Here is a 21,397-nt window from a genome sequence, read left to right on the forward strand (position 1 = left end):
CTTTGACGTGAAAATTTAACTAACAAAAAGTGATTATGGGTAAAGGTTTTTTTGAGGTCCCGCTGGCTATTAATGAACCAATAAAGAGTTATGCTCCTGGCACTCCGGAAAGAGACGAGGTTTTAAAGCAATATAAAGAATACTTCGATGGAAGTTTAGAAGTTCCATTATATATCGGAAGTGATGAAATAACAACATCAAATACCCGAACAATGTCACCTCCGCATGATCATAAACACGTTTTGGGCAAATATCATCTCGCCGAAAAAAGTCATGTTAGTTTGGCCATCGAAAATACACTCAAATCCAGAACCGCATGGGCATCGTTGCCATGGGAACAAAGAGCCAGTATCTTCTTAAAAGCAGCAGATCTTATTGCCGGGCCCTACAGGGCTAAAATCAATGCGGCTACGATGTTGGCGCAGTCAAAAACTATACATCAAGCGGAAATTGATGCCGCCTGTGAATTAATCGATTTTCTCAGGTTTAATGTATCCTACATGTCTCAGATCTATGCGGAACAACCTGAATCATCTGAAGGAATCTGGAATCGGGTGGAATACAGACCTCTAGAGGGGTTTATTTATGCAATTACCCCTTTTAACTTTACAGCTATAGCAGGTAATCTTCCTGCAAGTGCGGCTATGATGGGTAATGTTGTCGTATGGAAGCCCAGTGATAGTCAAATTTTTTCGGCCAAAGTAATTGTGGACGTTTTTAAGGAAGCTGGACTGCCAGATGGGGTAATCAATGTGGTTTACGGTGATCCTGTAATGATTACAGACACGATTTTAGCAAGTGCTGACTTTTCGGGAATTCATTTTACGGGAAGCACCCATGTTTTTAAATCCTTGTGGAAACAGATAGGGAATAATATTGATCGCTATAAAACATATCCAAGAATTGTTGGAGAAACTGGCGGTAAGGACTTTATAATTGCGCACCCAACAGCAAAACCTCAGCAGGTAGCTACCGCAATTACACGCGGTGCCTTTGAATTCCAGGGCCAAAAGTGTAGTGCTGCCTCACGTGTATATTTACCAAAGTCTACTTCCACCGAAATCTTGGATTTGGTAAAGCGGGATGTGGAATCATTCAATCCTCCCGGATCTCCTGAAAATATGAGCAATTTTATTACTGCTGTAATACATGAAGGATCATTTGACAAATTAGCTTCCTTTATCGATCAGGCTAAAAAAGATAAGAACGCGACTATTGTTGTTGGTGGTAATTATGATAAATCCACGGGGTATTTTATTGAACCTACAGTAATACTAACCACAGATCCTCATTATTCAACTATGGAAACCGAATTGTTCGGACCGGTAGTTACAATTTATGTCTATGAAGATAAGGATTGGTCCAAAACTCTAAAAATGGTTGATACTACTTCTGAATACGCACTTACAGGGGCTGTTTTGGCGAAAGACCGATATGCAATAAATGAAGCCACGAAAGTACTTCAAAACTGCGCAGGTAATTTCTATATAAACGACAAACCCACAGGGGCTGTTGTGGGGCAGCAACCTTTTGGTGGCGCAAGGGCTTCAGGGACAAATGACAAAGCAGGTTCTGCTCAAAATTTGCTTCGATGGGTTTCACCGAGGTTGATTAAAGAAACTTTTGTGACTCCTGAAGATTATCGCTATCCGTTTTTGGGTTAAAAAGGATAAAACAATTAATCTTTATTTTTTTGGAAAATATAAGGCTTTGATACCGAAAAGTTGAAGAGCCTAAACGTACTATATTCAAAAAATCCGTTAGAAATAATTTTTGTTTCTTTTTTTAACATAATTTCCGCGTTAGTTGGTTTATCTTAAGGTACTTTTTATCATTAACCAAGTAAGAATATGAAAAAATTGCTACTGCTTTTCCTTACTATTCCCTGTTTATTTATGTATTCGCAGAATCAGAATATTAACTTGGCTGCTGATATATGGCCTCCCTTTTCAAATATAGAAGGGGAAAAAGGCTTCGCCCTCGAATTAGTAAAGGAGGCGCTTGAAAGAGGAGGTTTTCAAATGGAATTGACCATTGCAGGATTTGATCCGGTGATGGAAGGAATTATCTCCGGCACCTTCCAGGGAAGTCCGACTTTATGGAAAACGGAAGACCGGGAAAATTATTTGCTTTATTCAGAACCCTATCTTGAAAACCGCCTGATTTTAGTTGGCAGAAAAGGAAGTGATGTAAGTGCAAAATCTCTAAGTGAATTAAAAGATAAACGAATTGCTATTATAAGTGGATATGCATATGGATCCTCCGTATATACCAATCTGGATGCGGTTCTTATTCCAGGTAAAAGTGATCAGGGAAATCTGGAGAAATTACTAACTTTCAAGACAGATTATATGCTGGTAGATGAATTACTCATATCCTATTTACTAACTTACCAATTAAATGATGTCAGCAGATTTCTTGAAATTGGCAAAGAGGCCTTTATGATTCAACCACTTCATTTTGCCATTTTAAAAAATATCCCGAATGCTCAAAAAATAATTGACGACTTTAATAGCAATATTAACGAAATGATGTCTGATGGCACTTATAATCAAATACTGGAACTAAATTGGATACAATCCGATATTGACGGTGATGGCATTCTTGAACTGGTCTTGCATGGGGATAGTGCGGGTAGAAATGCACCTGCTTCTTACTATAAATTAATGACTGAAACCGCAATGACCGAAGGTAATGAAAGGTATTACATAAACGGAGAAATTTATAATGGATGGGAGGTTGTCCCGGCTAAGTATAAGACTGACATTATTAAGGCCGCCAATATGAATAATTCTCCATCTTCCGGTTTAAAATTAAAGTTCTAAGGAAAAGGTCAACTATGCAATAACTCGCTAAGCATCCTCAATTTGATTGAAGAAAGAAAAGTTCACTTCAAAAATTTATACTTTCTTAATAATATTATCAAATCTGAATGAAATTAGATTTATAATCGAAACATCTATTTTTCCATTTCCACACAGAAATTATAATTTTCAGCAAATTTTTATTTTACGGCTGATTTTCAGCACATTATAGGCTTAAAGTTTGTTTTCTTATACTTTTTATGTAAATTTAACGTTAATTAATTGTAAATTATATTTTAAATACTACATTATTCTAACTCTAAATCAAAATTATGAAAGCGAATGATGGTACAAAGTCAAAAAAAATAAGTTTGAAAAAACTAGCTAGCTACGTCAAAACCTACGCAGAAAATTGCAGGTACTCCTTTAATATGATGTTGATGCTTTAACCGCTGCCTTTGTACTTCATTGGCAAATAGACCACTTTTTTGGTCTTAAAAAAGTCCTCATTAAAGAATTTGGACAACTCAAATATCTGTACATTTCTATAATCTTTTAACTCCTCAGTTAAATCTCCTCCCTTTAAATATAGGATACCGTTTTTAAGCTCATGAATAGATTTTTTCTTAATACGGCCCTGAACCCATCTAACAAAGGTAGGCATGGCAGCTACTGCCCTACTAACAATAAAATCGAACTGATCATCCAGGGCCTCAACCCTGCTGTGGTAAGTCGTAACATTTTTTAGTTCAAGGCCGGCAACCACTTCTTCTACTACTTTTATTTTCTTGCCTATAGCGTCTACCAACGTAAAATGGGACTCAGGATAAAGTATGGCGAGAGGAAGTCCAGGAAAACCACCACCAGTTCCAACATCTAAAATAGAGGCCCCTTTTTTAAACGATTGAATTTTAGCAATCCCTAATGAATGTAGGACATGACGTAGATAGAGTTCCTCTATATCTTTTCTGGATACTACATTTATTTTTTCATTCCAGTCTTTGTATAAAACTTCGAGGCGCAAAAATTGTTCTTTCTGAATTTCAGATAAATTGGCAAAATATTTAAATATTATATCAGCTTGCATATGTACCTTTGTATTTTACCAAAAATAGTACATTCACCAATAACTCCTTTTTTAATTATGGCACAAGGAGGGTATTAAAAAGCAAGATATTACGTTATATTTACACAAATGATTTCTGCACATGGATTCAACCACAATTAAATTTTCTCGAAAAGATTCGGCACAGTTCTTCAAAACCTTGAATAAACGGGTTAATAATTATTTTAAGGAAAATGAAATTAAGAAAACCGGAAACTGGCGGTTGTATTTCAAAACGGCTATTATGTTTGGTCTTTTTCTTGCTCCTTATTTTTTGATTTTGACTTTGAATTTACCTAATTGGGCCAATCTATTATTAACCATTACCATGGGAGTTGGAATGGCAGGCGTTGGTATGAATGTTATGCACGATGGAAACCATGGGTCCTACTCAACTAAAAAGTGGGTGAATAAACTAATGGGGAGTAGTATTTATATTCTGGCAGGAAATGTATATAACTGGCAGGTTCAACATAATGTATTGCATCATACCTATACCAATATTCATACTCACGACGAAGATCTTGAAGCAGGAAGAATATTGCGTTTTTCTGAACATGCCAAATGGCACAGGTTTCATAAGTTTCAGCATTATTATTCCCTATTCCTTTATGGATTACTAACCTTTAATTGGGCAATAACGACCGATTTTATGCAAATGTACCGCTATACTAAACGTAAGTTGTCTTATGGCAGGTTTCCGAATCCTTTCCTGAACTGGAGCGTTTTAGTGGCTACTAAAATGATTTATATAACAATATGGATAGTATTGCCCATGCTTATTTTAGACATAGCATGGTGGAAAATTCTGCTTGGATTTTTTATTATGCACTATGTTGCTGGTGTAATTCTTAGCGTTGTTTTTCAATTGGCGCACGTCGTAGATGAGGCAGAAACACCTTTACCTGAAAAAGATGGTAGCATGAAAAATACATGGGCTATTCATCAATTGCTAACAACTGTTAACTTTGGAACTAAAAACAAGGTTGTAAATTGGTTTACAGGAGGCTTAAATCATCAGGTAGAACATCATATCTTTCCAAATATCAGCCATATTCATTACACAAAAATTTCCAAAATTGTTAAACAGACCACAAAGGAATTTAATTTACCCTATAACGAGTACAAAACTACGAGAAAAGCTATAATTTCGCATTTCAAACACTTAAAAGAATTAGGCAAAAAGCCTACATTACAGTACCAGTAAATTTATTGCAAGAATGAGCAACCATTTATCCGATAGAATTAAAAACATGTCTACTTCGGCCACCTTAGCTATGGCCGCAAAAGCAAGGGAATTAAGAACTCAGGGAAAAGATATCATTGGGTTAAGCCTTGGAGAACCCGATTTCAACATCCCGGAGTTTATCAAGGATGCAGCAAAAAAAGCAATTGATGAGAACTATAGCAGTTACTCCCCGGTAGATGGATACGCAGATCTTAAACAGGCCATATCTAACAAATTCAAAAGGGATAATAATCTGGATTACGGGTTAAGTCAAATAGTTGTGTCTACAGGGGCCAAACAATCTCTTGCTAACGTAGCAATGGTAATAATCAATAAAGGAGACGAAGTAATATTACCCGCTCCTTATTGGGTAAGCTATAGTGATATTGTGAAACTCGCAGAAGGTGTCCCGGTTGAGGTTCCAACCAATATAGAAACAGATTTTAAAATTACCCCGGAACAATTGGAGGTGGCCATCACTCCCAAAACAAAAATGATTTGGTTTAGTTCACCCTGTAATCCAAGTGGATCTGTTTATAGTAAAGAGGAGCTGGAAGGTATTGCCCGTATATTAAAAAATTATCCGGGGATACTGGTTGTATCCGATGAGATTTACGAACATATTAACTTCAGGGGTAAACATGAAAGTATTGCGACAATTGATGGAATGTACGAAAGAACTATTACGGTAAATGGAGTGTCTAAGGCCTTTGCCATGACAGGCTGGAGAATTGGTTATATAGGAGCGCCTGAATGGCTAGCTAAGGCCTGTACCAAATTTCAGGGCCAAATTACAAGTGGTGCTAATGCTATTGCTCAACGCGCTACTATTGAGGCTTTAAATGCACCTGTAAGTAAAATTCAATTCATGGTTGATCAATTTCATAAAAGGCGAGATATCTTATTGCAACTTCTAAGTGAAATAAACGGATTTAATTTAAATGTTCCGGAAGGTGCGTTTTATGTTTTTCCTGATATTTCAAGTTTCTTTGGTAAAACCCTGCAGGGCTTTACAATCAACAATGCGTCTGATTTTGCTTTATATCTGTTAGAAAACGCCAACGTGGCTACTGTTACTGGTGAAGCATTTGGTAATCCAAATTGTATACGAATCTCATATGCTGCTTCGGAAGATGAATTAAGAGAAGCTGTTAAAAGAATAAAAGCAGTGGTCTAAGTTCCAATTTATCTATAAGTCTGTTTGGTTAAGATCATATCCTTTTCCAGAAATATGGATTAAAAAGTATCAATACAGTAAATAGTTCTAACCTACCGGCAAGCATAAGAAAACCACACCACCATTTTCCCAAGGCCGGCAGGCTATTATAATTACTTACAGGGTTAAGATCTCCAAATGCCGGACCAACATTTCCCAGAGAGGATGCCGCACCACCAATTGCCGAAATAAAATCGAGGCCTAAAAAACTAAGTACAAGGGCACCAATTATAAAAAGTAACATGTAAAGGACAAAAAATGCAATAACGTTATATACAATATGTTCGTTTACCGTTTTATTATTGAACCTTACAGGAATAATAGCACTTGGATGCAAGGTTCTTTTAAATTCTAGAAGCCCATTCTTAATAATTAGTATATGCCTCATGACTTTAATTCCCCCTGCTGTAGATCCTGCTGAGCCACCCATAAACATCAGTCCGAAAAAGAAAACAGTTAAAAATGGTGTCCAGGCGGTAAAATCAGCCGTGACAAATCCTGTAGTTGTAATAATTGCAATTATCTGAAATAATGCATGCCTGAAAGAACTTTCAACTTCTCCAAATGGCATGGGGTAGAAATTTGATACTTCAACATGAGCCATAAAATATATGACCAATGCAGTTATCAAGGTGAAAATCACCATTAAAATACCGTAAAATTTAAATTCTTCATCCCTTAACACTCTTTGGACCTTACCTTTAAAAGCAAAATAGCTCAATACAAAGTTGCTTCCCGCCAGAAACATAAAGAAAATAACAATATATTGGATAAACGGTTGGTTGCTCCAATAAGCCAGACTTGCATTTTTCGTTGAAAATCCACCTGTGGACAAGGTAGCCATAGAATGGTTTATTGCATCAAAAAAAGACATCCCGGCTACACTTAACAAAAGAGTTTCTGCAGCTGTATAACCAAAATAAATTAACCAAAGCCTTTTTGCGGTATCCGTAATCCTTGGATGTAATTTATCTGCATTCGGCCCGGGAGCTTCTGCTGAAAACAATTGCATTCCACCAATTCCCAATAATGGAAGAATGGCTATTGCCAGAACAATAATCCCCATACCGCCTATCCAGTGGGTTAGACTGCGCCAGAACAGTATTCCCTTGGGAAGAGATTCAATATCGTCAAGAATTGAAGCACCTGTTGTTGTATACCCTGATATCGTTTCAAAAAAGGCATTCGTAATACTTGGGATAGCTCCTGAAAAAATATAAGGCATTACGCCAGAGGCAGACATTACAATCCAGCCAAGTGTAACTATTATATAACCTTCCTTCTTTTTTACTTCTTTATCATGGCCTCTGGTATAAAACATGGCCACAATACCAAGCAGTAAGGTTAATATTGCGGCCAAGGTAATATCAAGGGTGGCGCCATCATCATAAATCCCACTCACCAAAGCTGCAATTAGCATGAAACCACCATTAAATAATAACAGTAATCCCATTAAGTGGATAATTATTCTATAATTTAGCCCTGTCATTATATAAAAAGCCTTTCAATTTTTGGAATGGAATCTGGCAGACAGCATACCACCACCCTATCGCCTTCCTCAATCCTAAAATTTCCCAAGGCAGTATTTCCTATTCCATCTCTTACAATCCCGCCAATAATTGCTTCCCTAGGAAATTCCAATTCGCGTATAATTTTACCATTTACTTTTGAGGTTGCTTTTACTTCAAATTCCAGGATTTCAGCATTTAGGTTATTTAATCGGGTCAGAGCTACAACCTCACCCCTTCTTATATACCTAAAGATGTTATTAGCAGCGAGTAATTTCTTATTAATTAAAGTATCAACACCAATGGACTGTGAGAGTTGAAAGTAGTCCATATTTTCGACGAGAGCGATGGTTTTTTTGATATTCTTGGATCTTGCCATCAGACAAGACATAATATTAGTTTCAGAATTTCCGGTAACCGCAATAAATGCATCCATAGATTCCAAACTTTCTTCATCCAATAACTCCACATTCCTACCATCTCCATTTATTACTAGCACATTTGCCAGACTATCAGATATATCAAAAGCCTTTTCTTTGTTTTTTTCTATTAATTTTACATTAAATTTTTTAGCACAAAGATCTCTGGCTGCGTTAAAACCAACTTTACTACCTCCCAAAATCATTACATTTTTTATTTCTTCCTTCTTCTTACCGGTTAGCTTGTAAAGGTCATCTACGCCTTCTTTGTCAGTTACAAAATATACCTGGTCCTTGTCTTTAAAAACTGTATCGCCTCTGGGGATAAGTGTAAACTGGGTTCCAACACGTTGCATGGCAATAGGCATAAAATGTAATCCAGGAAATATATTTGCTGCATCTTTGACAGATTTGCCAATGAACGGAGCGCCCTTAGGCAAGGTAACACCAACCATCATTAATGCCCCTGCCTCGAATTCGTAGGTATCAAAAAAAGCGGACTGATTTAATAAAAGTTGAATTTCTGTGGCGGCCAGTTCTTCAGGTGAGATCAACTCATCAATTCCCATTTCTGAAAATTTAATTAGTTCCCTGTTATCTAAGAATTCAATATTTGAAATTCTCGCAATCGTTTTTTTACACCCCATTTGTTTAGCTAGTAAACAGAGGGTAATATTTGTTGTTTCAGAAGAAGTTACGCCAATTACAAGATCAGAACTTTCAACTTTGGCTTCACTTAATACGGAAATTGAAGTTGCATCACCTTTTAGTACTTTTATGTCCAAATGAGTGTCTGCGTAAGTTAAACTTTCCTTGTTGGAATCAATCAAAGTAATGTTCTGGGATTCATAAGATAAAAGTTTTGCCAAATGAAAACCAACTTCACCTGCCCCCGCAATAATAATTCTCATCTTTAGCCTTTATTAATTATCAAGAGTCCGAATGTTGCGTAAAGGAGCTATTTTTATATAATATAAGCCAATGCAGCTCATGTACGTTGTATTTGCAAAGTTTGCAATGGCAAAATTACGCAAATTTATTTTGATTAATGTCTAACTTGGCATGCAAAAATGAGCATTGAATCAATTTCGATTATCTCTATTAACACCAATTCTCGAAGCAGGCTTTGTACTATCTTTGCCCGAAAATTTACCTTATGTCCAAAAAAGTAAAACCTTATAAGACATCAACGCTTGGAAAAAAAGAACAGGTCACACAAATGTTTGATACAATTTCCGGCAGCTATGACGGCTTAAATCGCGTAATTTCTTTTGGTATAGATATTAAATGGAGAAACAGGGTAGTAAAAATTTTAAAGAAGAAAAATCCAAAAAATATCCTGGATATAGCAACCGGAACAGGAGACTTGGCTATTAACTTGGTTAAAACAGGTGCAGAACAAATAATAGGTTTGGATATTTCCAAGGGAATGCTGCAGGTTGGGAAAAAGAAGGTGGCAGAAAAGGGTCTAAATGATACTATTGAAATGATTGTAGGTGACAGTGAAAACCTTCCGTTTGAAGACCACAGCTTTGACGCTATTACTGTGGCGTTTGGGGTTCGGAATTTTGAAAATCTTGAAAAAGGTTTATCGGAGATATATCGGGTTTTAAAACCTTCCGGTACTTTTGTGGTTCTAGAGACTTCCGTTCCTGCCAAATCTCCCTTTAAGCAAGGGTATTGGTTTTATACTAAAAACATCCTCCCTTTAATTGGCAAACTTTTCTCCAAAGACCGTTCTGCTTACGCCTATCTTTCAGAATCTGCAGCAGTTTTTCCCTACGGCCCGTCCTTCAACAATATTTTAGGAAAAATTGGGTTTATAGCTATGGAGAACAAGCCACAGACATTTGGAGTGGCAACTATATATATAGCTACAAAATAGAAGAATGAAATATATCTTAGTTTTTCTGATAGGCTTCTTAATGTTGGTGACATATCCAATACATGCCCAATTTAAAGAAAAACCCATCATAAATCTTGAAAATGAAGATAAAGCATTTTTAAATTGGGGATATTTTCTCGGATTTAATCAATTTGACTTCAAATTTGAATACAAGAATGACTTGGATGATGTCTTGGTTGACAAATCTATTGGCTTCAATGTAGGTCTGATTGGCGAAATGAGGATTAACGAATTTTTAGACCTTCGATTTGAACCTGGATTGTTTTACACCAGTCGAACTTTGGGTTATACCGGGTTTGCAAGTGAAAATGATGCACTAAGAGAAGTAAAATCTACTTATATAAATTTCCCTTTACTTTTAAAAATAAGTGCCCGAAGATTTGGCAACTGGAAACCTTTTATTATTGGTGGCCTATCTGCTTCTTTAAATTTGGGAAGTAATGAGGATAGTCTTGATGATAATAGCAGTGGTACGTTCCGAATGACCAAAACGGTCTATAACTGGGAAATTGGATTTGGTATTGATTTTTACACTGAATATTTCAAATTTTCCCCTTCTATAAGGGGAATCTTTGCACTCAGCAATGAATTAGTCCCTGATAATGATCCAAACAGTCCATGGACTGGAAATATAGATGCCCTGAAAACCAGAGGGATATTCGTGAATTTTACTTTTGAGTAGGTAAAAGCCTATTAAGGGCATTGGTGTTTTTCTACTTCGGGATCTTATCCTTTAAATCGTTTAACCTTCGGTTCTTCTAATTTCACTTAAAAAAATGGCTGTGGCAGTTGCTACATTTAAACTTTCGGTGATTTTATTTCCATATTGGGGGATACCTAATCTGTTTTCTTTGTCTATCCGAAGTCCTACTTTCTCAGATATACCTTTGCCTTCATTGCCTAATATTAAAAGCCCTTTTTCAGGAAGATTTGCAGAGTACACAGATTTCCCATTCATGTATGTACCAAAAGCAAGATTTTTATTTTCTTCGAGCAGTACGGCAATATCGGCATACACAATATTTACCCTGGCAATAGAACCCATTGTTGCTTGTAAGACTTTATGATTGTAACAATCTACAGTATCTGGAGAACAAACCAAATGTGCTATTCCAAACCAGTCGCATAACCTTATAATGGTTCCCAAGTTTCCCGGATCCTGTATTGCATCCAAAACAATAACCCAATCAGAATAATCAATGGCCGCCGGTACAGGGATTTCAAATATTCCCAATATTTTATTTGGACTTTTATGAGAACTTATTCTTGTTAGATCCTTTTCTGAAATATAGTGAACTTCTTCTTTGTTTTTTGTCTTAAATTCGGGGTCAGTACTATAGATACTATGTGACTTAAATTTAGAATTTAAAAGCTCTGAAACGACCTTTTTTCCTTCTACCACAAAAAGTCCGTTTTGAATTCGGTACTTTTTTTGATATAAGCTTTTTATAAATTTTAATTGACTTTTAACAACCATTCAAATAATGTATTTTTGGCTTCTATGAAGACCCTTCGGAGTTACGAAAAGAATATTGCAAAAATAGGTTTATTCTTGCTTATTGTCGCATTCACTTCCTGTAATACACTAAAAAGGGTAGAGGATGATGAATTTCTGTTAACCAAAAATAACATCTTCGTAAATAGTGAAAAAATCAAAAGTGAAGATATTCGAAGTCTTGTCCTGCAAGAACCTAACAGTACCTTATTGGGTTATCCTTTAAGGCTTAACCTCTACAATTTAGCTAAAAAAGATCCCGATTCAACTTTCCAGGCCTGGCTTCATAGAAAAGAAAACAGAGAGAAAAGACTTGTAAATATATTATCACAGAAGCAAGTTAACAGATTAGGTGAATCCTTTTTGGTAAAAGGATATAGTGATTGGCTTAAAAGGATTGGTGAATCTCCTTCCATAGTAGATACCATAAAGACTCAGAAATCGCTGCAACGTTTGAGCATCTTTTACGGAAGCAAGGGGTATTTTAACAACACCTCGTCCTATGAAATAGATAGTACAAAAAAAAAGCAAAGAGCTGAAATAAATTATAAGATTGCACTTGGAAAACCATTTATAGTTGATTCGATTTCCAGAAATATAACCTCTATGGCTATTGATTCTATCTATACTCTTAATGAGGATAAATCCTTTATTAAAAATAGCAAGCAGTTTGATCTTACTGATTTTAATAATGAGCGGAAAAGACTTTCAGAACTTATTAGAAATACAGGAGTTTATAATTTCCAGGAAAGTTCAATAGCCTATGATATTCTAAGAGATACTACGAGGATTAACGACGATCAAAAAATGAGCGTAGAACTTAACATTGGTAACCTTAGAAAACGAGGAGATAGCATTATAACAACTTCAGAATATAAAGTCTTTCGCTTAGACAAAATCAACATTTATCCGGATTATGGTTTTAACAGGGATATCTCTGATTTAAAATCTATTCAACATGACAATTATACTATTTTTTACTATGATAAACTCCGATATAAACCTAAGGCACTAGCAGATGCAATCTTCCTTGAAAAGGATAGTCTTTACAGAGAAATTGATAAAATTCGCACTTATAGAAGAATTACGAATTTAAATACATTTAAATATCCCAATATACTTTTTACAGAGGATAGTACACAATCAAAACTTACAGCAGACATTTTTTTAGCAACAAGACCAAAATTCTCATGGGCTTTTGATTTTGATCTTACTCACTCTAATATTAGATCATTGGGCATCGGTTTTAGTACTGCCCTTATCTCACGAAATATTTTCCGTGGAGCGGAAACTCTGAGTTTGTCAGTTGGGGGTACTTTTGGTTTGTTAAGTGATGATACAGCTACCGAGAATTTCTTTTCAGAATTGGGCGCTGATGTCAACATTACTTTCCCGCGAATATGGTTTCCATTTTTTAACTGGAAGAAAATAATTCCATCCTATAAACTACCCCAATCCAGAATTTCTGTAGGCACAAGTTTTCAGAAAAACATTGGCCTCGACAAACAGACTTTCAATACAGTATTAGGATATAATTGGTCAACGAACAATTTGAACAAAAATAACGTAGAATTATTGAACATTCAATTTGTAAATAATCTTAATCCCGATCGTTTTTATAACGTATATCAAAGCACCTTTGAGAGATTGAATGATATTGCCGTGGATTATGCGAATGACCCCTTATTACAGGACTTTTATGTTATGCCCGAACCATCAGATGGCCCTACACTAATTATTCCTGAAGGTACCACAGGTTTTACTGATGCCATTTTGAATGTTGACGTACCTTCAACTCCAGAAGATTTTGACGATGTTGCTAGTATAGAGGAACGAAGAATTAGGTTAACGGAAAACAATCTTATTTTTGCCAGCAACTATACCTTTAACAAGAGTAACAGGGTCAACATAAATGATAATAGTTTTTATTCTTTCCGATTCAAAGTTGAAAGCGCCGGAGCTATATTGTCAGCAATATCCAACATTATAGAATTTGACGAAAATGAAAATGGAGATCGCACCGTCTTTGGTGTTCCTTATTCCCAGTATATAAAAACGGAATTTGATTATATAAAACATTGGGATCTATCCAGATCCAACGTCCTTGCTTTCCGAAGCTTTTTTGGCATAGCTATACCCTATGGAAACTCTAATAATGTACCTTTTGTTCGCAGTTATTTTGGTGGTGGGTCCAATGATAACAGAGCTTGGTTTCCTTATTCCCTTGGCCCTGGGTCTACCGATAATATTAATGATTTTAATGAAGCTAACATGAAAATTGCGCTTAATTTGGAGTATAGGTTTCCTATCGCTGGAGATATTAAAGGTGCCATTTTTGCTGATGCCGGAAATATTTGGAATGTTTGGGATAACGTAGAGGAACCTGCTGCTGTATTTGAAGGCTTTGAATCCTTATCTGAAATAGCACTTGGAACAGGAATGGGGTTAAGATATGACTTCACCTATTTCGTATTCCGTCTTGATATGGGTTTTAAAACCTATAATCCGGCAGAATTACCTGGCCAAAGATGGTTTCGCGATTATAATTTCGCAAACGCAGTATTCCAAATTGGTATAAACTATCCTTTTTAGAGCTTTAATTATTTTACTACATTTGCCACATCTCATAAAAATCTAACAGACCAAAAATTATGTCTCATTCAATTAAACCAGGTGTTGCCACTGGTGACCAAGTTCAACATATTTTTAACTATGCCAAGGAAAAAGGATTTGCTCTTCCGGCGGTTAATGTCATAGGCTCGGATACTATCAATGGGGTCCTGGAAACTGCTGCAGAATTAAACTCACCTGTTATTATACAATTTTCGAACGGTGGAGCGCAATTTAATGCGGGTAAAGGTTTGTCTAATGAAGAGCAGCTTGCTGCCATACAAGGAGCTGTTGCGGGTGCAAAACACATTCATCAGTTAGCTGAGGCTTATGGTGCTACCGTTATTCTTCATACAGATCATTGTGCTAAAAAGTTATTGCCATGGATAGATGGACTTCTTGACGCAAGTGAAAAACATTATGCAGAGACAGGAAAATCCCTCTATAGTTCTCATATGATAGATTTATCTGAAGAACCTATTGAGGAAAATATTGCCATTTGCAAAGGATATCTGGAAAGAATGAGCAAAATGGACATGACCCTGGAAATTGAATTGGGAATAACCGGAGGTGAGGAAGATGGCGTAGATAATTCAGATGTTGATGATTCCAAATTATATACTCAGCCAGAAGAAGTGGCTTATGCATATGAAGAATTATCCAAAATAAGCCACAGATTCACTATAGCTGCAGCATTTGGGAACGTGCATGGCGTTTACAAACCGGGAAATGTAAAGTTAACTCCCAAAATTTTAAGAAATTCTCAGGAGTATATAACTAAAAAATACGGTGTTGAACATAATCACATAGATTTTGTATTTCATGGTGGCTCTGGTTCAACTGTTGAGGAAATACGTGAAGCTATTGGATATGGCGTGATAAAGATGAATATTGATACCGATTTACAGTATGCTTTCATGGAAGGCATTCGGGATTACTTCCAGGGTAAATCAGCTTATTTACAATCGCAAATTGGGAATCCGGATGGTGCGGACCAACCTAATAAAAAATTCTACGACCCAAGGGTTTGGCTTCGAGAAGGGGAAAAGACATTTGTTGAGAGATTAAAAAAAGCTTTTGAAGATCTAAACAATATTAATACCTTGTAGGTAACTTTTAGAATTAAATTATATTCCAATGACTGCTTGGTTCAAAAGAACAGAAAAGGGTATACAAACTGCAACTGAGCAGAAAAAAGATACACCCAAAGGCTTATGGTATAAATCCCCAACCGGAAAGATTGTTGAATCTGAAGATTTAGCCAAAAATTATTATGTTAGTCCTGAAGATGATTATCACGTTAGAATTGGGAGCAAAGAATATTTCGAAATTTTATTTGACAACAATACATTTCAGGAGTTAGATGCCAAGCTAACTTCCAAAGATCCCCTAAAATTTGAGGATACAAAGAAATATTCTGATAGATTGACGGCCGCCAAAAAAAAGACAGGTTTAAAAGATGCAGTAAGAACTGCTGTAGGCAAATCTGTGGGTAAGGATATGGTTGTTTGTTGTATGGATTTTAGTTTTATAGGAGGATCGATGGGAAGTGTTGTTGGTGAAAAAATTGCACGGGGAATAGATTATTCGATTAAAAAGGGAATTCCTTTTGTGATGATATCCAAATCTGGTGGGGCCAGAATGATGGAGGCTGCTTTGTCCTTAATGCAACTTGCCAAAACATCTGCAAAATTAGCACAGTTAGCTGAAGCCAAAATTCCATATATTTCTTTGTGTACAGATCCTACTACAGGTGGTACAACTGCTTCCTATGCCATGCTAGGAGATATTAATATTTCTGAACCTGGTGCTTTGATTGGTTTTGCGGGACCGAGAGTTGTTAAAGAAGCAACAGGGAAAGATCTCCCTAAAGGTTTTCAAACAGCAGAATTCGTTTTGGAAAATGGTTTTTTAGACTTTATTTCTCATAGAAGGGATCTAAAAAAGAATATTAACCTTTATATAGATCTTATTCAGAATACTGCTATTAGAGAATAAAAAAGCCCTGAACTATAAAAGCCAGGGCTATTAATTAATCATTTGTAGGTTTTTTAATTCTTAAACCTTCTTAAAAATATTTCCTCAGATTCTCCATTAGGATAAGTAAGAATCCCCTTAGAATCGCAACTACCATCTCCAAAATCAAGGCTCACCGTTGTATCATTGCGCGAAATTTCAAGTATTCCGCTCACTAGGAATCTACAAGATAGTTCTCGTCTTAGCGGGCTAAGGGTTTCTTTAACGAATACATTATCAAATTTCCCTGTGTAAGTACCCTTGCCTGAGATAAGAAAAACGTTATCGCCCCAGAATCCGCTTCCAAAACCTTCAATCCATTCTCTGGTCCTGTTACCAGTAAAACTGGCAGTACCACCTTCTGGCCATTCTCCTGTAAAATCGGCTACCGCATCTGACTGAGGATTTCCATTTTCATTGGAACGCATTCGCTGAACCGTAGCATTTCCCTCAACAGATACCCCATTAAATGTAAAGTTCTCAAGTGAAAAACTAAGCGTTTTCGTTGCCATCTCCATGTCCTTAAGATAACTCAGTTTAATGATACCACTTAAAAAATTTCCATTGGGTAGTTCACATCCCTCACCAAAATCAATAGTTTTTTCTTTACTGGTACTAGTCACCACAGTAGTAATTGTTACACATTCTGGCAAATAATCTGAATTGTAAGAACCCTTGGAGATAGCCTGGATTTCGTCGGTAGCATAAACATCCTCTCCAACGTTTAAGATTTCCTCAGAAATTAATTCAGATTCGTCACTGGCCTGAAGTTGTGCCACCTCAAAAGTTTCTGTTTCCCCGGTTTCAATAATTTCCGGAGATTCTTCTTTGTTACAGGAAACATTTAACACAATTGCCAAAATCAATAATCCTGTAAAATTCAGTTTTTTAAAACAATTTTTCATATTATCATTTTTTTAATATTACTCTCCTTTGACCCCAGGTTTTCATAAAGGTTTAATTGAAGTTCAAAAAAAATAAATGACATCCGCTTTATATAAATTTATTACTATCTTTGCGCTCGATTGAAAATCAATCAGATACATAAAAATCATTTAAAATAATATTGGAATGTATTTAACAAAAGAAGTTAAGTCAGAAATCTTTAAAAAACATGGTGGTTCAGAAGGTAACACGGGTTCCACTGAAGGTCAGATTGCGTTGTTTACGCATCGGATTGATCATTTAACAGGACATTTAAAAAACAACCAAAAGGATTATAATACAGAGAGATCCCTGGTAAGACTTGTTGGTAAAAGAAGAAGTTTACTGGATTATTTGAAGAAAAAGGACATAGAAAAATATCGTGCCCTTATTAAAGTATTAAATATTAGAAAATAATATAAAGGGGAGGCATTGCTTCCCTTTTTTTTAACAAAAGCCCCGGAATACGGGGAGAACACAAAAAGCTTACACATAGTTTTTCATTGGTCGACAACACAACAACACAACTCGGACCGTCTATGTATGACGGTTGACCATTGTTTAACAGCCTGATAAAAATTCAGGTTCTAATTAAAATTTATGATTCCAAAAACATTTAAAGAGGTCATTGACCTTGGTGACGGTAGAGAGATTTCTATCGAAACCGGAAAACTTGCAAAGCAGGCCCATGGCTCTGTTGTTGTACAATCAGGAAACTGTATGTTATTATGTACAGTAGTTTCCAATTATAGACAAAGTGATGTAGATTTTCTTCCCTTAACAGTAGATTATAGGGAAAAATTTGCGGCTTCAGGACGTTATCCAGGAGGCTTTTTTAAAAGAGAGGCCAGGCCAAGTGACGGAGAGGTCTTGACAATGCGACTGGTAGATCGTGTTTTGAGACCATTATTTCCCAAGGACTACCATTCCGAGACTCAGGTGATGATACAGCTAATGTCTCATGATGATAATGTCATGCCCGATGCCATGGCAGGTCTTGCTGCATCTGCAGCAATTCAACTCTCAGACTTTCCATTTGAATGTGCAATTTCGGAAGTTCGTGTCGGGAGAGTGAATGGCGAATTTGTCATTAACCCTACAAGATCACAATTACTTGAATCTGATATTGACATGGTCATTGGAGCTTCAGAGGATTCCGTGATGATGGTTGAGGGTGAAATGAGTGAAATTTCTGAAGAAGAAATGGTTGAAGCAATTAAATTTGGTCATGAAGCTGCAAAAGTCCAATGCGCTGCACAAATTAAATTAGCGAAGGCCTTTGGACAAAAAGAAGTGCGCGAATACGAAACGGAAGATGAGGACGAAGCACTAATGAAAAAGATTCATGACCTTGCATATGATAAAGTATATAAGGTAGCCAAGGCTGGTTCTGCCAAACATGAACGAAGTGCATCATTTGCAGAAATAAAAGACGAAATTAAAGCTTCACATTCCGAAGAAGAACTTGAAGAAATTGGTGATTTAATCAGCAAATATTACTACAAAGCTGAAAAAGCTGCCGTAAGAGACCTTACCTTAAATGAAGGATTAAGGCTCGACGGAAGAAAGACAGATGAAATACGGCCTATCTGGTGCGAGGTGGATTATTTGCCTTCAACTCATGGTTCGGCCATTTTTACTAGAGGAGAAACACAGGCATTGGCAACAGTAACTTTAGGAACCTCCAGAGAAGCGAATAAAATAGATATGCCATCATTTGAAGGCGAAGAAACTTTCTATCTACATTACAATTTCCCTCCTTTTTCCACTGGCGAGGCAAGACCAATCAGGGGAACATCCCGAAGAGAGGTTGGCCACGGAAACTTGGCCCAAAGAGCATTAAAAGGTATGATCCCTGAAGATTGCCCTTATACACTAAGAGTAGTTTCTGAGGTATTGGAAAGTAATGGTTCCTCTTCTATGGCAACCGTTTGCTCGGGTACCATGGCGCTAATGGATGCTGGTGTGCAACTTTTAAAACCTGTCTCAGGAATTGCAATGGGATTGATTTCAGATAGCGAAACCGGTAAATATGCGGTATTATCAGATATTCTGGGTGATGAAGACCATTTGGGAGACATGGACTTTAAGGTAACCGGGACAGCTGATGGGATTACAGCTTGCCAAATGGACATAAAAGTTAAGGGCTTATCCTACGAAATTCTGGTTAAGGCACTAATGCAAGCAAGAGAAGGAAGACTCCATATTCTTGAGAAATTGACCGATACAATCGCTCAACCTAATGAGGATGTAAAAGCTCATGCACCAAAAATGGTTACAACTACGATTCCGGGAGATTATATTGGTGCATTAATTGGACCCGGTGGAAAAGTAATCCAAGAGCTTCAGAAAACAACAGGTACGACAATAGTAATAAATGAAGATCCTGTTACTGAAGAGGGACTGGTAGAGATCTTAGGAACAGATCAGACAGGTATTGATGCCGTACTCGCCAAAATAGACTCCATTACTTTTAAACCAGATGTAGGCAGTGTTTATGAGGTTAAAGTAATAAAGATTTTGGATTTTGGTGCGGTAGTAGAATATGTTGAAGCCCCTGGAAATGAAGTATTGCTTCATGTTTCTGAACTCGCTTGGGAGCGAACTGAGAAAGTTACCGATGTTGTTAACATGGGTGATGTTTTTGATGTTAAATATTTTGGTACAGACCCAAGAACGAGAAAGGAAAAAGTATCTCGTAAAGCTTTATTCCCAAAACCGGAAGGTTATAAGGAAAGACCCCCTAGAGAAAATCGGGATCGCGATAGAGGCAGAAACGATAGAAATAGAGATCGTAAACCGAGAAGAGACTAATTTTTAATCCTTCGATATACTAAAACCCCTTTAAAACAGGGGTTTTTTAATATAATTTTACCAAAATGTTAAATTTTTATAACCTTATTGTAACATTTGCCGTTTTTTTACGTATAAGTATATGCAGCCCATGCACTTTGAACTTAATATATAAAGGAAAACCTAGATGAGACAGCTAAAGATTACAAAACAGGTTACGAATAGGGAAACGGCATCCTTGGATAAATACTTACAGGAAATTGGTAAGGTTGATCTAATTACGGCTGATGAGGAAGTAGAATTAGCACAGCGCATAAAAGCAGGTGATCAGTTAGCTTTGGAAAAACTTACAAAAGCCAATCTTCGTTTTGTGGTATCTGTTGCGAAGCAGTATCAAAACCAGGGACTTACACTTCCAGATTTGATTAATGAAGGAAATCTTGGCCTTATTAAGGCTGCTCAGCGTTTTGACGAAACCAGGGGCTTTAAATTTATCTCTTATGCCGTATGGTGGATTCGTCAGTCTATATTACAGGCTTTGGCAGAACAATCCCGTATTGTTAGATTACCATTAAATAAAATTGGTTCAATAAATAAGATAAACAAGACATTTGCATTTCTTGAGCAAGCTCATGAGCGAATCCCTTCAGCGGAGGAAATTGCCAAGGAATTAGATATGACCGTAGAAGATGTAAAACAGTCTTTGAAAAATTCAGGTCGTCACGTATCTATGGATGCACCCTTAATTGACGGGGAGGATTCAAATCTGTATGATGTTCTTCGTAGTGGAGAATCTCCTAATCCAGATAAAGAATTATTACATGAATCTTTACGCACGGAAATTGAAAGGGCCTTAGAAACCCTTACACCCAGAGAAGCAGATGTTATCAGATTGTATTTTGGTTTGGCTGGACAACATTCCATGACCCTAGAGGAAATTGGTGAAACTTTTGACCTTACCAGGGAAAGAGTACGTCAGATTAAAGAAAAAGCAATAAGAAGATTAAAACATACTTCCAGAAGCAAAATATTAAAAACTTATCTCGGATAATAACGAGACATTAATTACATGTTGAATTTTCCTTGAATTGGAATTTTGGTATAAAAATTGTAATTTGTGACAGTAACAACAGTTTATCATGACTGTTCGTTTTTTGATTGATGAATAAACTCCGGCTGATTACCGGAGTTTTTCATTTTATTATAATACGATCAATAATAATTGATTCTTTTTAAAAGTGATTCTTTTTCCCTCCTCATAACTACCATGGATTTTCATTAATTTTTGTTGATTGAAGATTCTTTTGGTTACTTTTCCCAATTGATTTTAGTTTCAACTATTTGTACCGACACATTTCTGTATATTTATGGAA

17 protein-coding genes are annotated in these 21,397 nt (G+C 36.4%); 12 read left to right on the forward strand and 5 right to left on the reverse strand.

Features of this window, described 5'->3' with window-relative positions; genetic code table 11:
• Nucleotides 1–35: 35 nt before the first annotated feature.
• Complete coding sequence (gene pruA / locus ABJH90_RS04710; protein ID WP_348137027.1) at nucleotides 36–1,664, forward strand: L-glutamate gamma-semialdehyde dehydrogenase; 1,629 nt, start codon at nucleotides 36–38, stop codon at nucleotides 1,662–1,664.
• 186 nt (nucleotides 1,665–1,850) lie between these two features.
• Nucleotides 1,851–2,825: a transporter substrate-binding domain-containing protein gene (locus tag ABJH90_RS04715; protein WP_348137029.1), complete on the forward strand. Its 975-nt coding sequence runs from the start codon at nucleotides 1,851–1,853 to the stop codon at nucleotides 2,823–2,825.
• Between the two features lie 424 nt (nucleotides 2,826–3,249).
• Here ABJH90_RS04715 and rsmG read toward each other — a convergent pair whose 3' ends face one another.
• Nucleotides 3,250–3,891, reverse strand: coding sequence for a 16S rRNA (guanine(527)-N(7))-methyltransferase RsmG (rsmG, locus tag ABJH90_RS04720; RefSeq protein WP_348137031.1), 642 nt, complete (start codon nucleotides 3,889–3,891; stop codon nucleotides 3,250–3,252).
• 121 nt (nucleotides 3,892–4,012) lie between these two features.
• Between rsmG and ABJH90_RS04725 the strand changes: the two genes are divergently transcribed.
• Together ABJH90_RS04725 and ABJH90_RS04730 are read left to right on the forward strand one after the other, a co-directional pair.
• Entirely contained in the window at nucleotides 4,013–5,116 is a 1,104-nt protein-coding gene (locus ABJH90_RS04725) for an acyl-CoA desaturase (protein ID WP_348137033.1), read from the forward strand.
• Between the two features lie 13 nt (nucleotides 5,117–5,129).
• Nucleotides 5,130–6,314, forward strand: a complete 1,185-nt coding sequence (locus tag ABJH90_RS04730) for a pyridoxal phosphate-dependent aminotransferase (RefSeq protein ID WP_348137035.1) — start codon at nucleotides 5,130–5,132, stop codon at nucleotides 6,312–6,314.
• A 34-nt stretch (nucleotides 6,315–6,348) separates the two neighbouring features.
• On the opposite strand, the gene ABJH90_RS04735 is transcribed toward ABJH90_RS04730, so the two are convergent.
• Nucleotides 6,349–7,806 carry a potassium transporter TrkG gene (locus ABJH90_RS04735; protein WP_348137037.1) on the reverse strand — a complete coding sequence of 486 codons (1,458 nt, stop codon included), beginning with the start codon at nucleotides 7,804–7,806 and terminating at the stop codon, nucleotides 6,349–6,351.
• A gap of 35 nt (nucleotides 7,807–7,841) precedes the next feature.
• Nucleotides 7,842–9,191 carry a Trk system potassium transporter TrkA gene (gene trkA / locus ABJH90_RS04740; protein WP_348137039.1) on the reverse strand — a complete coding sequence of 450 codons (1,350 nt, stop codon included), beginning with the start codon at nucleotides 9,189–9,191 and terminating at the stop codon, nucleotides 7,842–7,844.
• Between the two features lie 245 nt (nucleotides 9,192–9,436).
• Here trkA and ubiE point away from each other — a divergent pair, with 245 nt between their 5' ends.
• Both ubiE and ABJH90_RS04750 read left to right on the forward strand, forming a co-directional pair.
• Nucleotides 9,437–10,165: a bifunctional demethylmenaquinone methyltransferase/2-methoxy-6-polyprenyl-1,4-benzoquinol methylase UbiE gene (ubiE, locus tag ABJH90_RS04745; RefSeq protein ID WP_348137041.1), complete on the forward strand. Its 729-nt coding sequence runs from the start codon at nucleotides 9,437–9,439 to the stop codon at nucleotides 10,163–10,165.
• Nucleotides 10,166–10,169: 4 nt separating this feature from the next.
• Nucleotides 10,170–10,868, forward strand: a complete 699-nt coding sequence (locus ABJH90_RS04750) for a porin family protein (protein WP_348137043.1) — start codon at nucleotides 10,170–10,172, stop codon at nucleotides 10,866–10,868.
• A gap of 60 nt (nucleotides 10,869–10,928) precedes the next feature.
• Here ABJH90_RS04750 and ABJH90_RS04755 read toward each other — a convergent pair whose 3' ends face one another.
• A complete protein-coding gene (locus tag ABJH90_RS04755) occupies nucleotides 10,929–11,588 on the reverse strand; it encodes an RNA methyltransferase (protein WP_348137045.1) in 660 nt (219 codons plus the stop codon).
• A gap of 99 nt (nucleotides 11,589–11,687) precedes the next feature.
• Between ABJH90_RS04755 and ABJH90_RS04760 the strand changes: the two genes are divergently transcribed.
• The 3 genes from ABJH90_RS04760 to accD are packed head-to-tail and all read left to right on the forward strand — an operon-like array spanning nucleotide 11,688 to nucleotide 16,289.
• Entirely contained in the window at nucleotides 11,688–14,273 is a 2,586-nt protein-coding gene (locus ABJH90_RS04760) for a BamA/TamA family outer membrane protein (RefSeq protein ID WP_348137047.1), read from the forward strand.
• A gap of 59 nt (nucleotides 14,274–14,332) precedes the next feature.
• Nucleotides 14,333–15,400, forward strand: a complete 1,068-nt coding sequence (gene fbaA, locus ABJH90_RS04765; protein WP_348137049.1) for a class II fructose-bisphosphate aldolase — start codon at nucleotides 14,333–14,335, stop codon at nucleotides 15,398–15,400.
• A 28-nt stretch (nucleotides 15,401–15,428) separates the two neighbouring features.
• A complete protein-coding gene (gene accD / locus ABJH90_RS04770) occupies nucleotides 15,429–16,289 on the forward strand; it encodes an acetyl-CoA carboxylase, carboxyltransferase subunit beta (RefSeq protein WP_348137051.1) in 861 nt (286 codons plus the stop codon).
• Nucleotides 16,290–16,342: 53 nt separating this feature from the next.
• On the opposite strand, the gene ABJH90_RS04775 is transcribed toward accD, so the two are convergent.
• Nucleotides 16,343–17,212, reverse strand: a complete 870-nt coding sequence (locus tag ABJH90_RS04775) for a hypothetical protein (protein WP_348137053.1) — start codon at nucleotides 17,210–17,212, stop codon at nucleotides 16,343–16,345.
• A gap of 166 nt (nucleotides 17,213–17,378) precedes the next feature.
• Between ABJH90_RS04775 and rpsO the strand changes: the two genes are divergently transcribed.
• The 3 genes from rpsO to ABJH90_RS04790 all read left to right on the forward strand — a co-directional run bounded on the left by rpsO (nucleotide 17,379) and on the right by ABJH90_RS04790 (nucleotide 21,075).
• Entirely contained in the window at nucleotides 17,379–17,648 is a 270-nt protein-coding gene (gene rpsO, locus ABJH90_RS04780) for a 30S ribosomal protein S15 (protein WP_348137055.1), read from the forward strand.
• 183 nt (nucleotides 17,649–17,831) lie between these two features.
• A complete protein-coding gene (locus ABJH90_RS04785) occupies nucleotides 17,832–20,045 on the forward strand; it encodes a polyribonucleotide nucleotidyltransferase (protein ID WP_348137057.1) in 2,214 nt (737 codons plus the stop codon).
• Between the two features lie 166 nt (nucleotides 20,046–20,211).
• A complete protein-coding gene (locus tag ABJH90_RS04790) occupies nucleotides 20,212–21,075 on the forward strand; it encodes a sigma-70 family RNA polymerase sigma factor (RefSeq protein WP_019671028.1) in 864 nt (287 codons plus the stop codon).
• Nucleotides 21,076–21,397: the final 322 nt, after the last annotated feature.

This window comes from Eudoraea sp. (assembly GCF_039969275.1).
Taxonomy (GTDB): Bacteria; Bacteroidota; Bacteroidia; order Flavobacteriales; family Flavobacteriaceae; genus Eudoraea.

Excerpts from the sequence above, each read along its gene's own strand:
- pruA (WP_348137027.1), top strand. The coding sequence starts at position 36 with ATGGGTAAAGGTTTTTTTGAGGTCCCGCTGGCTATTAATGAACCAATA.
- rpsO (WP_348137055.1), top strand. The coding sequence starts at position 17,379 with ATGTATTTAACAAAAGAAGTTAAGTCAGAAATCTTTAAAAAACATGGT.
- ubiE (WP_348137041.1), top strand. The coding sequence starts at position 9,437 with ATGTCCAAAAAAGTAAAACCTTATAAGACATCAACGCTTGGAAAAAAA.
- ABJH90_RS04785 (WP_348137057.1), top strand. The coding sequence starts at position 17,832 with ATGATTCCAAAAACATTTAAAGAGGTCATTGACCTTGGTGACGGTAGA.
- trkA (WP_348137039.1), bottom strand. The coding sequence starts at position 9,191 with ATGAGAATTATTATTGCGGGGGCAGGTGAAGTTGGTTTTCATTTGGCA.
- ABJH90_RS04735 (WP_348137037.1), bottom strand. The coding sequence starts at position 7,806 with ATGGGATTACTGTTATTATTTAATGGTGGTTTCATGCTAATTGCAGCT.
- fbaA (WP_348137049.1), top strand. The coding sequence starts at position 14,333 with ATGTCTCATTCAATTAAACCAGGTGTTGCCACTGGTGACCAAGTTCAA.
- ABJH90_RS04715 (WP_348137029.1), top strand. The coding sequence starts at position 1,851 with ATGAAAAAATTGCTACTGCTTTTCCTTACTATTCCCTGTTTATTTATG.
- ABJH90_RS04725 (WP_348137033.1), top strand. The coding sequence starts at position 4,013 with ATGGATTCAACCACAATTAAATTTTCTCGAAAAGATTCGGCACAGTTC.
- ABJH90_RS04750 (WP_348137043.1), top strand. The coding sequence starts at position 10,170 with ATGAAATATATCTTAGTTTTTCTGATAGGCTTCTTAATGTTGGTGACA.
- ABJH90_RS04775 (WP_348137053.1), bottom strand. The coding sequence starts at position 17,212 with ATGAAAAATTGTTTTAAAAAACTGAATTTTACAGGATTATTGATTTTG.
- ABJH90_RS04760 (WP_348137047.1), top strand. The coding sequence starts at position 11,688 with ATGAAGACCCTTCGGAGTTACGAAAAGAATATTGCAAAAATAGGTTTA.
- accD (WP_348137051.1), top strand. The coding sequence starts at position 15,429 with ATGACTGCTTGGTTCAAAAGAACAGAAAAGGGTATACAAACTGCAACT.
- ABJH90_RS04790 (WP_019671028.1), top strand. The coding sequence starts at position 20,212 with ATGAGACAGCTAAAGATTACAAAACAGGTTACGAATAGGGAAACGGCA.
- ABJH90_RS04730 (WP_348137035.1), top strand. The coding sequence starts at position 5,130 with ATGAGCAACCATTTATCCGATAGAATTAAAAACATGTCTACTTCGGCC.
- rsmG (WP_348137031.1), bottom strand. The coding sequence starts at position 3,891 with ATGCAAGCTGATATAATATTTAAATATTTTGCCAATTTATCTGAAATT.